Consider the following 14,157-nt stretch of genomic DNA (forward strand, 5'->3'; position numbering starts at 1 on the left):
GGGAACCTTTCTTAAATTAGTGCCACATAAAAAGAACGTATTCAATGATTGCTTTTTCGATATTCTGAAATTTATGTTAAATTGATCATCTGTTAATAAAAAGATTTGGATAAAATGGTAACTATTAGTTAGGGCTTCTATTTGAGGATCAAAATAAAGTACAATAGAAGTCGTGGGCAGGGTTGCACTTTAGATAGCTGAAGGTTTAATTATATTGATTTCCAAGCCCAACCGCGTAAGTCCTTTTTAATTCAATTTTGCAAAGTATCCCACTCCGGCTACACCTGTCCTGGGCTAGAGCACTCTGCCACCGAGTTCATTATGTGATCTGGAGTTGGCAATAACTAAACTTGATTCTTTTTCAGACGATCTATTTGATAGTATACATAGCGGATCAATTCTTCAAACTTATTAATTTCAGATAGATAATTTTCATACGTATGGAGTTTAGTGTTTTGTTCCTGAGTAGTTGCATTTTCTCTATATTCCTCTATAAGGGGAGTTATTTTCTTCTTTGCAATGTCCAGTTCGGTTTCAAATCCATTCCTGATCTGGATAGCAAAAGCGTCTAACAGGTTTTTTTCCATATATAGATATGTCCTGCGAGACCCTGGCTTATATATCCTTTTTATGCTCCAGAATTGTTCAATATTTTTAATCTTAAGGCTGATGGAAGCAAGACTATATCCTGTTCTCTGTGCCAATTCCTCCATACTTATTTCATCTGATTCAAAGTTAAGTATCGACAGGATTTGTGCAGTGATGTCATCAACCCCATAACCCTTAAAAATCTCATGACCGATGTCAATTATCTTTTCTTCAATATCCTTCATTTTTCTCACTCATCTCTCACACATAAATCAGATTATTTCCTATCAATATCAGGAGTTAGATGATCAGAATAATCAGGCTGATACCAGTTTTAATCCGCCAATACCAATGACAATTAATCCAATAAAGAAAATCCGTGTTATATTCATTGACTCATTAAAAAGGAATATTCCCAATACTGTTGTCCCAATAATACCAATACCTGTCCAAACTGCATAAGCTGTTCCAACAGGCAATGTTCTCAGAGCTTTTTCCAATAGATACATGCTTAAAATTAAAGTAATAACCGTAAATACCACTGGATAGAATCTGGTTAATCCATTGCTGTATTTTAGTCCGATTGCCCATCCGGTTTCAAATAACCCTGCAATTATTAAAAGTATCCATTCCATGCTTATTCCTTTCACAGTTTTTAATAAATATTAAAAGCTATTGATGTTAAATTTGTATTTATATATTTCGAAAGAAGAATTCGCGGTTAGTAGACAGTAGGGTATCTGAATCCGAATTACTTAATCCGAATTACTTGAACATGAACGCATGGACTTTATCTGTGATGCTGAAGTCATGGATGCGAACCATAATTTCTTAAGGGCTGCATGGAACGCAGAGAACCCTGATAAGCCACAAATAAAAATTAATTATCTCTTTGATGTGAAACTACAATAAAGACTGTAGTGGATTTAAAGGTACTTAGCACGGACCCAGAAAGTCTTGAAACCTAACTCTTCTGTAGCATTCTGTCTTTTTCATATATCATCATGGTAATTTCCAAGATATCATCTTCTCTACTCTCTAAAGGAGGTACTTTAATTATTCTCAGTACATTGATATTGACAGTTGTCCTCCGCGCTTTTGGCGCTCTATACGATCCAAAATCTCGCTTCTAGCCCTTACTTGGATGCCTATACGAGTTCGATCGTTTGTAGATAATTCCTCTGTAAGAAGATGATTTATTGGAAAAAATTCCATTACATTTGTACCAATTTTGTGTCCAGGACAGATTAACTGAACATTGTTTCTCTCAAGAATTGCCCATATTTTTTCCCAGAGATAATATGAACTGGTTGTCCCAAATGGATTGTCTATCACTAGGACTTTTGACGTATTTTTATCTCTTCTGTCAACCACAATATCTCTGATATATGACATGAGCACTACCAAAAATATGATATACATGGCATTTTCCTGACCTCCGGACGCCTGTATCCTTTCCCATCTCTGGAATTTAAGCGAGTTTCTGTCAATTTTACGTATGTCCAGCTTAAGCAATTTCATGTCCAGAACTTTATTTATTAAATACGCAGGGGTAAGATTATTTATTAACTCTTTTTTGCCAATATTACCGACTTCAATTTCCTGGATGAGTTCTTGGATGTAGTACCTCATTTCAGATTCAGCACGTTCTTCAGAGTATTCACAATCGTTGAAGTTTATTCGAACCATCTCTTCCAGGGTCCCATCCACATCTATTTTTGACAACTTGACAAATTTGTGCAAGTAATCCCTATACAACATTGCAATACCTAATGCCTGAGCAACTATATTCTCTTCGACACTTTTAAGAGAGTCCGCCTGTTTCTGATGCATTTCCATTCTTGAAGTTATGGTACAGGAATAGTCTTGCAGAGCATTTGCATTGCTTTCTGCCTCTCTTAGGGTATTTGCAACTAGTGTCGTGTCACCGATGGAAAGTCTTAAGCGTTATATTGAATGATCTTCATAAGTATCATTCATGATTAAATATACTGTGACACTTACCGAAGATGAACGTAGATCTCTTTGTGAACTTGCTTCAAAGGGAAAACATAACTCTCAACAAATTCTCAATGCTCTGATTTTGCTTAATTGCGATAAAAGTGAATTGAATGTTAGCCATTCAACCAATGAAGAAATCTCACGTGTCCTGAATATTAGTATGAAAAAAATTGACCGTGTTAAGAAGAGATTTGTTGAAGAAGGTCTTGAAGTTGCCCTTAACGGGAAAGAAAGCGAGCGCATTTATAATAAAAAAGTTGATGGTGATCTTGAAGCCCATTTAGTCGCCCTTAGTTGCAGTCAACCCCCTGAAGGTTTTGCAAGATGGTCGTTAAGATTATTAGCCGATAAGGCTGTAGAACTTGGTTATTTCGAGGAAATTTCTCACGAAACAGTACGCCGTACTTTAAAAAAACGAAATCAAACCCTGGCAAAGGAAACAATGGGTAATTCCTCCAGAACAAAACAGTAGCTTTGTTGCGAATATGGAAATGGTTCTGGACGTTTATAAACGTCCATTTGATCCACGAAATCCTGTTGTGTGTATGGACGAATCCCCAAAACAATTGATTGCAGAAACCCGGATCCCTATCCCCTGCTCAACAGGGAAGCCAGAAAAGTACGATTATGAATACAAGCGAAATGGAATGTGCAATATATTCCTTGCCTGTGAACCGTTGACAGGGAAAAGAATGGTAAAGATCACTGAAAGAAAAACAAAGAGAGATTGGGCTTATTTTCTCGAAGAAATAGAAGTTCAACATGAAAATGCAGATAAAATTACGTTAGTAATGGACAATCTAAACACGCACATACCTGGATCTCTCTACGAAACATTTCCACCACCAAAAGCAAAGGCGCTATGGGACAGATTTGAGTTCGTCTACACGCCAAAACATGGAAGCTGGTTGAACATGGCAGAGATTGAACTGAATGTACTTACAGGTCAATGTTTAAAAAGGAGAATGGATAACATCGAGTTTGTCAGAAAAGAAGTTTTGGCATGGCAAAATTACAGAAACAACAAAAATTCAAAGGTTAAATGGCAATTTACAACAGATGATGCAAGGATAAAATTGTCACGTCTTTATCCGACTATTGAGGATTGACGCGACACTAGGAGTTTCTGTCTCACAACATCTTTAAAATAAGAAGCAACTGGCAAATCAACGATTTTATTCAGGAACTGTTCTTTAGCAACGTTGAATTTGCTTTTTCTGTTTTCAACGTTTTCCTTAGTATTTTTCAAAAGATTCTCTATTTCCTTGTGACTGATAAGTTCTACAGCTATCTCAACAGCCTGTGTTTCAATTTTATAAACATCACTCAAGATCTTATAATGATCCAGGCTATTTTTAAGAGATTCTAGTTCCTTTTCCGTTTTCTTGCATAGATTTTCTAGCCCTACTATCTTTTCAACTAGACGATAGCTCTCTTTTTGATTTTTGGTTAGTTCTTCATCTACCAGAGTTGAATCAATGAGAAAGGAGTCCGCTAAGTAAACCTTTCCAGATTTGGCATTAAATCTATGACACTTCTCTTCAAACTCTCTCGTGAGAAGAAGTAGGTTATCACTCGCTTTGTGAAGTCTGGAATTCATATCCTCCAAATTAGCCTGTACATTTTCTATTTCTTTCTTTAGAAACTCCAGATGATCGTCGGGATACGGCTGACTTCTACTATTGGCTTTGATGCTTTCAATTGACACTTCTAAGTTTTTGATATCTTTTAAAAACACTTCTATTAGAGATTTGTTCTTTTCTATCCTATGATCAATTTGTTCAATGTTCCCGCTAACCTGGTTGAGTACACTATTAACTGAGATCCACTTTGAGCGGAGTGTGTCTGTATCCTTTTCCGGCAATTTATCTACATTCACATTTCGATACTGAACAAATGACTTTACCTCTTTATCGAGCATGCTCTTTTGTAAGTAAAGAGACCGCACAGAACTGTCTTTTTCCTTAGAGTCAATGTCCAGCTTGTATTTTAGGTTCTTTTTCTCCCTATGCTGAGTTTCTACATTATTCAGGGTCAATTTGCTCTGTTCCAGAGCTCTTGTTTTTTCTACAATTTCATCCATTATCTTATTTAGATCGATGAGCAGATCACGTTTCTCTTTTAGCTTTTCCTGCTTTTCTTGAGTAGTCAATAGACTTGATTTAGCCTGCTCAAGAGCTACACTATCGTCTTCATTTTTTTTTCGGATACTGACCAAATTGTTTCCTTCCTCTTTTTTCAGAGATTCGTACTCTGACAACCTCTCATGCAGTTCAGATTCATAAGTTACAGGATAAGTATAGAGATAAAAGGAAAGAGCTTCTCTGTCGTTCTTAGCAACTTTAAGTGAATTATCACAGCGAACGATTTGTTGCTCGACATCTTTGATCTTTTCCTCTATGCGATTAATCGTGTTTTCTCTATTGAGAACATTAACGTAATACTCAGCATCTCTTGAAGGTATAAACACATTTTCGAGAGAGACTTTTTTATTTTCCTGGATACTTGAAATGCCTGTAAGAATTACTGAGGAATCCATTATTTTGGGTGATAAATGATTTCGCGGATTTTTAACAAGGGCGTCGAAATCATCATTAGCAAGAATTATTGCTTTAGGAAGCCACGGGACATTATTCAATAGCTTTCTTTGACCATCAGTATCTAGATCCTTGAGGTACTCAGCTCCGCTCCGAGCAAATTTAAAGCGGTCTCTTAATAAGGTGAGCGCATCTTCAAAATCTTCGCTTAAGGCAAAACCGTATTCCTGTACCATCTTCAATTCTTGTTTAAGTTCCTTGTGGGTTTTTCTGGCTGTTGACAACAGTTCCTGAGTGTCATTAATCTCTTTATCTACTGTAAGGAGACAGGGTTCGATGTCAGTCCCTTCACGGGCTTCAACAATATCTAGCACTGCTCTTCTATCCGATTCAAACTTGAGGATGTTGGCTCTTACCTTCTCGATGTTTTCTTCAGTGTTTTTAATTTGACTTTGAATATATTTAATTTCAATTTCACTAGTTAAAAGACTAGATTTCAACGTTTCTATTTCATCTGCTAACTGTTTGAGTTTGCCCTCAAGTTCCTCTATAAGTTCTCCTGTTGCTTCGACTTCGTCTTCTATAATCAGGCCACAAGTGATCCTTGAATATTGAGCATATTGGTTATTAAGTACAGATTCGCGTTTTTTCAGGTTTTTAAGTTCGTCATCATATCGGGATATTTCTTTACCCAAAAAATTCAATTCGTTATGAAGCTGTCCGATGATATGTTGACAGTCACTTATTTTCTCCTGAATTTCATTTTTAGCTTTCATTTCAGCTTCATACTGTTCAGAAACCATATCCAAGTCTTCCGAAATACGTAAGAACAAACTTTTTCCAATAGTGTCTCGCTCACCAAACAATTCATTATTCTGCTTTCTTATATTTTCCAGAGTGTTTTGGGATTCACGGATCTCACTGTTGAGGTTTTGAATCTCAAGATACTTGTTTGTGGCAGTTGCAAAATTCGATTTATGTTTTAGGTCTTGAAGTGATTTTTCAACCCCTTCTTTTTCGACCCTCAGCTCTTCTAAAACAGTTTTGCTTTTATTCACTTTTATATTAAGCCGCATTAATTCGAATCTTTCGATATCATGTTCGACTTTCTCGTGCAATCTCTTTGTTTCGTTAAGGTCAAATTCAGCTTTTTCAAGATTAGAAAGCGTCTCAGTTACTTTCAAATCATGAGCCTTATACTGAGAAGAGGCAATAAGTTTAGCCTCATCAAATTTCTGATGGGATTCGATTACTTTATTGTTTTCATCAATTATCTTATTGACTTCTGAATTAAGTGTTGTATACTCCTTGACGTGCTCGACTTCCTCTTTAAGCCTCTTTAAATCTTCCTGGGACTGATAAAGTGCACTCGCAAGTGACTCGCTACTTTTTTCCTCAGAATTGTCTCCACTGAACCGACGTTTATCTCTTAAACATTCATCTGTAGTGTTTATTAAGAGTTTTTCAACAAGAGTTCGGGAGGTGCCATAATTACCTCCAAAGTAGGTCTTCAGGTAGTTTTCATCTTTATTGATGCTCTGAACCAATCGCCACTCTGCCTCGAGTAAATTATATTCCTTGATTCGTTCCTTGTACTCTCTAATAGTTTCAGTTATCCATATATTGAAATCTCCACTTTTTTCTTTTAACATGGAAAGTGTTTTGGAAAAATCCATAACCACAAACTCGTTATTTTCCCATCTACATAAGGGGATTCTAAAGATATCCAAGTCATTTGACTTATCGTAGAGATGGATGTAGCTGAAATGGTTCACACCCCCACTCTCGAGAAGATCATCAGGGTCATCTTTCTTTTTCGCACAAAATCCTGTAAGCAAGTACTTGTGTTCATATAACCCTTCATCAAGTTCCCATTCAGCCAGAACATGCGTTGTCCTATTTGGATCCCCTCCTTCAAACATAGCCTTAAAAGGTTTTTTTGAATCAAGATGTGATTTCGGTATGATGCACTGCAATAATAGCATTACAAGGACGGATTTGCCACCACCGTTAACAAGTTCATACGTTGCGCTAAGACCGTCAAAAGGCATGAGAAAATCCTGGTATATGCCCTTGCCTTCATTGAACTGGGCATTAATAATTCGGAGGTTTTTAAGTTTCGGCATTCTTTTCTTCCTCCAAACAAGTCAAATCATCAATGAACTCTATTATGTCTGTTTGAACGTCTGACCTGTTATACGCTTCAGACACGATTGCTTTGAATCTTTCCGTAGGATAAACTGCATTATTGTGCTCATCTACCAGTCTGTGTTTTTTCATAAAAATAACAGTTTCATTTATGATCGCAGTCTTTGAACTGGTACCTTTTTGTTTGATCTCAATATCTGAATCATCTCTGAATTCTACGTTTGGCAAACTATCCCATAAGTCTTTAATTTCCCTGAAATTAAATTTATACTCTTCACTGATTTTATCCAGATCTTCAAAATCAGATAATGCCCGAATTTTTGCTTCTATAATTCCTATAAGGTAATTTTTAGGAAGGTTTATGCGAAGTGTGTCATGAAAGGATTCTTTGTAAAATTCGCTTACTATTACATTCATTATGAAAAAGACTGTGTACATTTCGGGGTTTTTGAATCCTCTCCCGAGTTCATTTTTAACATCTTCATTAGTATAACCAAAAACACGGTTTCCAACTCCGGCACTCAAAAATATTGAATCTCCGCGTCCGCAAACGTATAGTCCGAGTTTTTCAGCACAAAAATCAAGCGCTTCCCTTATTTCGCTTTCTTGTTCATAACGCATGAAGTGTTTTGGATACACAAATCTTTCAATTGAGCCAGTTGACAACATCTGATAAAGCATATCAAAAGCGATTCCTAGATTCTCTTTTTCAAATTTCACATAATCACTTCATAATAAATTTCATGTTTGATATATAAGCACTGAACCCTTTTTTAATATTTATTATCTCGTCCGGAAAGGATGTAACGATAAAAGTGGAACTTGAAAGACCGAGTGCTTCATGTGCGGATAGTAACGCCTCTAGGATCAGTTCACGATTGGAGTGGCACGATAATTTTAGTTTATTAAATTCAAACCGAGTGACGTTTAGTTCCTTGTTTTTCAGTTTTTGAGAATTATCAGAGGCTTGCGCGTTTACATCATCAATATCAACATTAAGCGAAAACAGGAAGGGAATCAGATCCATATTTTGCAGTGCTTCAGGTCCAAGTGTATCTTCAACTGTCTTAAGATATACTTCAAGGGTTAAATCCCCGCCATGATCCTCTACACACCCGAGTAACGCATGAGCATAAACTCTAAAATTGTTTCTTTGCCGTTCATCAACTGTTCCATCAATAAGCTTTTTTTCACTCCATTCATCATTCTGCCTTGTTTCGGAAACTTCAGATTTTTTACGGCTTACAATCTGCGATTCAAATATTTTGTATAAACTAAAAGACCTAGTGGTTTTAGGTAGGAACATAGGGTGCATTCCAATAACATGAACATCATTTGGATAATTTTGCCTAATATTGTTTTCGAGGATTTCCTTAAAATGCCATTTTCTATCGAATAACGAGTTTACCCTGATCCGACAAATTTTCTCATACTCTCCCGGCAGGTCTGTATACTCCTTCAGTAATCCGGAGTGAAGCTGATAACCACGGTCGAGCTCAGTAGAAATTTGCTTAAGGATCAAGAAATCCTTTTCATTCGCACTTTTGTTGGAAATATTGATGATTTCTTCGTGATTTTTTGTTAATTCTAAAAGAGTGGTTCTGACTTCTTCAAATAAAATTTTTTCTTGTTGAAGTTGGCTAAAAACTCCCTCTGAGAAAATGGAATAATCCTCAACTACATCGGCTCCTCCATACAGCATTTTCTCTAACAAATTCTGTTTTTTTTCTTTTTTGCGAAGAACCTCAAGATTGAGTTCTCTTACCGTATTCAATGCAGTTACGAAAGAACCATTTTCAATCTGCTTTTTAAAAAGGATTAAGCTCACAGAAATTTTTGATTCCTCTGGCAGTTCCTTGATGCTTATCATGAAATCAAGTCCTGCATCACTGATTTGGTAAGCCTTGTTACTTACATCATATTCTATCAGATGCACATAATGACCATCTTTCTTTCTACGGATAGGGTCCATATATTCAAAATGATACGATTCTCCGTCTCTGTCCGTTTCTAGAATAGTCAATAATGTACGTGTTACCTGTTTGCTGTTAGTCTCATAATCCATATACATTTCATTGAGTATATTCTTTATATGTACCTCAATTTCATCTACCTTCAGGGAACGTCCACGTAGTTTTCCCTCCTCGATTAATAAGGTCAAAACACTAAGTGCGATATAGGGTAAATCATATTCCAGATTATTCCGATAAGAATACGCATAGATCCGGAAAAATGGATAATAACATTTTAAATGCCTCATCCGTTCGTTAATGTCCTGGAAATGTTTAGCGTATTCCAATCATACGCAGCCTCCTCATATCTGTTTTATTGACAACTTCTTGAGGAATGTATTTTTGAGCAGATATAATCTCTTCAATTACTTTTCTAGTCTCGTGGCTGAAGAAATCGATGAATGGAGACAGCGACTCTTCGTTTATTTTACGGCATTTCCGCAGAGGTTTGGCGTTTTCCTGCCCAGATTTATTCAACATATATTCATATAATGAAACTGCTGGACGAATATTATACTCTGAAAAGGTACTCCTTAACCGATTAAAAATAAGTATTCCTTCCTGATCCATATCCCCAAAATAATAATAATGATCAGTTGTCTTACCGCCCACCATCTGTATAAACTCAAACTTACTTACAACGGCGTTTCCTTCCCCGTATATAAGTAAATGAATATCTGTAAGTTCTCTGCTTAAAGTTGCATCCATGAACGTCCAGAAGGTATCCTTATTCTCCACAATAAGAATTTTCCGGGCTAATATATCACTTAAACTTTCATACTCTTTGGCTTTAATATAGAAAAATGGTTCTGGTTTTTTCTCAGCCTTTATGTCCTTGATTGTCAGGTTCAGTCGGTTTAAAATAATTTCTCCGTCAATAGATGCATTTTTTGGGGAAGTAATTGCTTTTTCATCCCCGAATATCAAATATGATCTTTCATTAGCAGTAAGGACTTCACAATCATTATCCATCATTAAATCATTAATCCTGCGTATAAACTCCCTATGCGCACGATATTCCTCAATGTGCTTTAAATAGTAGCTCATATTGAGTTTGCATGAAAGTCCTCTCAGTTCTTCTGCTGGTATCTCTTCATCACACTGTCTGAAGTAATGTCTATTAATCTCATACTTGCTAGGTAATCCCTCATACTGTTGCAGCTTTTTTGCGCTTTTCAAAGGGACCAGCACATTCTCATCGATCAGTTTTTTAATTACATCAATAAACGGCCTGTTTAGCCATGGATCTGAAATTAAGTTTATACCGCCGTTTTTCAGTTCTCCAACTATGTATTTTATCTCAACTCTTTTTTTTGCATATTGCTCAAGTATTTCTAAAACTTGTTCCTCCATGCTTTACATTTCCTTCTTTCATTTCTGATTAAGGTTCAGGTTATAACTAATAAATATTTAATATCTCACTTACTATATTTTTTTATTGCGTGTTTTGATAAAGATGACATGTATCGCTGGTTTCCAGAAGATTAATAACTTTAATATTTTTATACATGCCTGTCTTTCTGAAATACAAAAATAAACAAAATAGTTTCGGGGCATCCGCATGTTAGAAGAACTCCTCACAAACCTCACTTCCAGGCAAAGAGATGCAGTTGAGCATGTTTCAGGTCCTTTCTTAATCCTTGCAGGGGCAGGTACAGGTAAGACTACAACAATCACTGGCAAAATTGCCTGTATGATCAAAGTACAGGGAGTTAAACCGGAAAAGATTCTCGCTCTTACTTTTTCAAGAGAAGCTGCCAGAAATATGGAAAAGAAAATCTATGGACTTTTAGGGCAAGGGACCAATGTAAAGGTAAGTACTTTTCATGCCTTCTGTGCCGAATTGATAAGAGATAATTCTGAAAAGTGTGGGATTTCGGAGCAATTTACCATTTTTGAGGAAATTGATGTAGCTATCCTGATTTATAAGGATCTGGGTACAACTTCGAGAAATGCAACTTTATACTCCAGCACAATCGCAAAAGCAAAGGATTTGAACATTTCTATTAGTAAGTTCAAAGATTATCTTGAAACAAGAAAGGAATCGTTACTTAACTTTGCTGAAGAAAGCAGATTTGAGCAGTTTTATAACGAGTGCAAGGTCAACCTGAACACATTTCATTTAAAGGATAGTAGTCAGCAAAAAGCCCTGAAAGATGAAAAGAAAAAATGGCAGAAATTTATCGGACTTTATGATGAATATCGTAAATATGCTGATTTCATCAACGCCTGGGAAACGTATGAAAAGAGAAAGAAAACCCTGAATTGCCTTGATTACGGGGATCTTAATAAAATTGCCCTTGATTTCCTTAACACCTATGGCACAGCAGAGTTGAATGACACCTATACCCATATTATTGTTGACGAGTTTCAGGATACTAATTACGTGCAGTTCGAACTTATCAAACACCTGACTGCAAGGGAGAAAAATATCACAGTGGTTGCAGATGCAAACCAGAGCATCTATGCTTTCCGGGGAGCATACGCGAATAATATAGAAGAGTTTAAAGAGCAGTTCGGGATTTTAGAAAAAGATGTTGTATCCCTTGATACGAGTTTCAGGTCAACAAATAAGATCCTCAAGGTAGCCCACAGACTGATCTCACATAATTACCCAGAAGACCGAAAAGGCGAATGTCTCCTTCTCAAGAACTGTAATGATAACGAGGGCAAAAATGTAGTCGTCCAGGAAACAAAAGATGATGGCGAAGAAGCAAGAAAAATAGTAGAACAGATTGAACTCTATATTGAAAATGATGTTCCCCTTAAAGAAATTGTAGTCCTTTATCGAACCCATAACCAAGGAAGACATATCAGACAGGCGCTCCAGAGGCGCGAAATTCCTGTGATTGTGAAGGATGATGCAGACTATTTGAAACAACCCGAAATCAAGACCGTACTTTCCTATCTCTACATATTAAACAATCTCATGGATCCTACTCCAAGAGGCACAGAGGCCTGGTGGCGACTCTTTCATTACAATAACAGCCTTAAAAATAGCGATTCAGTTCGTATAGGAGAGTACACCCAGCGAAACAAAGTTCGTTTTCAGGAAGCCATTTACCACCATCTTGACGAGATAGAGTTAAGCGAAAACGGATGCAAGACTGTCGAAAAAGTAAAAGAAACAATCAGGGTTCTTAGCGAGAAAAAACTGCTGGATGTCTCCGACCTTCTTCTTGAAATTTACGATCTAAGTGGAATTGTAAGACACCTTAATAGGCTGGATACGCTGAAAACCAGGGAAGCTTTTCTTAACCTCCGAAACCTGCATGAAATGGCAAAGAAATTTGAACAATTTCATAATAGAGAGCTTTTTGGCTTCATCGATTACCTTGAGATCCTTGACGAGATGGGGGGCAACCCTGAATCTGCAAAAATCAGGGAAGACGATGCTGTAAGCCTGATGAGCATCCATGCAGCAAAAGGACTCGAATTCAGGGTTGTTTTTGTGACCAGCATGGCAAAGGATAAATTCCCTCTATTAAGGGGTGGGCAAGATTTTCTAATTCCACTGGAAATGATGGAACAGTACTGTGATCTTTTCTCAGCGAAGTTAAGTGAAGCAGAGCTCGAGAAGGCTATTAAGGAACGAAAAAAAGAAATAAGATTTGAAGACGAACGCCGACTTTGTTACGTCGCGTTTACGCGAGCAAAAGAAGACCTTATACTTACTCTTTCTCTTGAGTATGGCGGTAAGGAGCGGGAGCCATCCGAGTTTTTGATGGAAATTGGATATGATCGCTGGAGAGACCTAGAAAGTCCTCTGGACAGGGAAGCAAACGCTAACACAGAAATGGAGACTACTTTTGATGCTCTTGACCTGTCTTACCGGAGAGACTTTGAGATCAAAACTGCAGGTTTTGTGAGAGACGATGAGCTTGAAAGGGAGAAAAACAGGTGTATACAACAGCTTATTGAAGCCCTTGATAAGGACCTTGAGGAAGCTGTACACTACCTGATGGTATACAGAGCCCTCAGGGACGGCGGATGCGGGAATTACCTTGAAGAATTACAGCATAAATGGAGTACGATAGATCCTGCTATGAGAGCAGGAGAGATCCTCACAAAAATAAAGGTCAGAAATAATGGTTTAAGGTTCAGTCCGGAAGCATTCAGTTTCAGCTTTTCCGCTTTGAAGGCATATGAAAACTGTCCGAAACAGTATGAATTGCAGGAAATCCTGCGCATGCCAAGCCGGAAGAATGAAGATTCCACAGGAGCTATGACAAGGGGGAGTTTCGTACATAAGGTACTTGAAACCGCAGTTAAAGAAAAGGTTGCAGAAAAGCAGGCACTATATGAGATAGCTAAAACTCTTCATAAAAAGCCAGAATGGATATATGCAGATCTCGAATCTACCCTTCCTCTTTTTGAAGTATTCTGGCTCCGAAACAAAGACCGGATCTCAAATAACCTCATGGTAGAACAGTGGTTTTCAGTCCCTATAGACGGCTTCGTTTTCAAGGGTATTATTGATAGAATCGATTTGCTTGACCCCTCCAAAAAAGAGGTCGAGATAATTGATTACAAAACTGGGAAATATGATGTGAGTCCCGAAGACCGTTCAAGGCAGCTTCTACTCTACGCAAAAGGTTTTGAACACATGTACCCCGGATACACGGCGAAAAAGCTCACACTTGACATGCTGGCTCTAGAAAAACCCAGGAGTTTTGAGCTGCAGGAGGACGGAGAGTACAGGGGTACTGAAGGCAGAGTAAGTCCACTTGATAGAGGAACAATCGACTCTATGGTGGAGACTGCACAAAGGATTGCTCATGATTATGAGCATGGTTTTGAAGGGACAGAGGATCCGGAAATCTGCAAGGAGTGCGGGTTTAGATTGTACTGTGACGGTGTTAATTAATGAA

Annotated in this window: 10 protein-coding genes; 3 read left to right on the forward strand and 7 right to left on the reverse strand. The window is 37.4% G+C overall.

Annotated features, from left to right (window positions below):
- Positions 1 to 344 precede the first annotated feature (344 nt).
- Entirely contained in the window at positions 345 to 833 is a 489-nt protein-coding gene (locus tag MSMAS_RS06110) for a GbsR/MarR family transcriptional regulator (protein ID WP_048038670.1), read from the reverse strand.
- Between the two features lie 72 nt (positions 834 to 905).
- Positions 906 to 1,238 (reverse strand): DMT family transporter, encoded by a 333-nt coding sequence (locus MSMAS_RS06115; protein ID WP_275575887.1) that lies wholly within the window; start codon positions 1,236 to 1,238, stop codon positions 906 to 908.
- A gap of 133 nt (positions 1,239 to 1,371) precedes the next feature.
- Here MSMAS_RS06115 and MSMAS_RS19735 point away from each other — a divergent pair, with 133 nt between their 5' ends.
- Positions 1,372 to 1,500: a hypothetical protein gene (locus MSMAS_RS19735; RefSeq protein WP_259637114.1), complete on the forward strand. Its 129-nt coding sequence runs from the start codon at positions 1,372 to 1,374 to the stop codon at positions 1,498 to 1,500.
- A gap of 150 nt (positions 1,501 to 1,650) precedes the next feature.
- On the opposite strand, the gene MSMAS_RS06120 is transcribed toward MSMAS_RS19735, so the two are convergent.
- Positions 1,651 to 2,427 carry a hypothetical protein gene (locus MSMAS_RS06120; protein WP_155395346.1) on the reverse strand — a complete coding sequence of 259 codons (777 nt, stop codon included), beginning with the start codon at positions 2,425 to 2,427 and terminating at the stop codon, positions 1,651 to 1,653.
- Between the two features lie 139 nt (positions 2,428 to 2,566).
- On the opposite strand from MSMAS_RS06120, the gene MSMAS_RS18100 reads away from it, so the two are divergent.
- Positions 2,567 to 3,698, forward strand: a protein-coding gene (locus tag MSMAS_RS18100; protein ID WP_076611411.1) for an IS630-like element ISMma9 family transposase whose coding sequence is annotated in 2 segments (ribosomal slippage) — positions 2,567 to 3,000 and positions 2,999 to 3,698 — 1,134 coding nt in all. Because the reading frame shifts where the segments join, the coding sequence is not laid out codon by codon here.
- Here the strand turns inward: MSMAS_RS18100 and MSMAS_RS06135 are convergent.
- The 4 genes from MSMAS_RS06135 to MSMAS_RS06150 are packed head-to-tail and all read right to left on the reverse strand — an operon-like array spanning position 3,677 to position 10,639.
- Positions 3,677 to 7,252, reverse strand: coding sequence for a coiled-coil domain-containing protein (locus MSMAS_RS06135; RefSeq protein WP_048046363.1), 3,576 nt, complete (start codon positions 7,250 to 7,252; stop codon positions 3,677 to 3,679). The genes MSMAS_RS18100 and MSMAS_RS06135 overlap by 22 nt on opposite strands.
- Entirely contained in the window at positions 7,239 to 7,994 is a 756-nt protein-coding gene (locus tag MSMAS_RS06140; protein ID WP_048038664.1) for a DUF6063 family protein, read from the reverse strand. Before MSMAS_RS06140 ends, MSMAS_RS06135 begins: the two co-directional genes overlap by 14 nt.
- Before the next feature lie 4 nt (positions 7,995 to 7,998).
- Positions 7,999 to 9,573, reverse strand: coding sequence for a hypothetical protein (locus MSMAS_RS06145; protein ID WP_048038663.1), 1,575 nt, complete (start codon positions 9,571 to 9,573; stop codon positions 7,999 to 8,001).
- Positions 9,560 to 10,639, reverse strand: a complete 1,080-nt coding sequence (locus MSMAS_RS06150; RefSeq protein WP_048038524.1) for a Wadjet anti-phage system protein JetD domain-containing protein — start codon at positions 10,637 to 10,639, stop codon at positions 9,560 to 9,562. Before MSMAS_RS06150 ends, MSMAS_RS06145 begins: the two co-directional genes overlap by 14 nt.
- Positions 10,640 to 10,847: 208 nt before the next feature.
- On the opposite strand from MSMAS_RS06150, the gene MSMAS_RS06155 reads away from it, so the two are divergent.
- Positions 10,848 to 14,153, forward strand: a complete 3,306-nt coding sequence (locus tag MSMAS_RS06155; protein ID WP_048038523.1) for an ATP-dependent helicase — start codon at positions 10,848 to 10,850, stop codon at positions 14,151 to 14,153.
- Positions 14,154 to 14,157: the final 4 nt, after the last annotated feature.

It is taken from the genome of Methanosarcina mazei S-6, assembly GCF_000970205.1.
GTDB lineage: Archaea > Halobacteriota > Methanosarcinia > Methanosarcinales > Methanosarcinaceae > Methanosarcina > Methanosarcina mazei.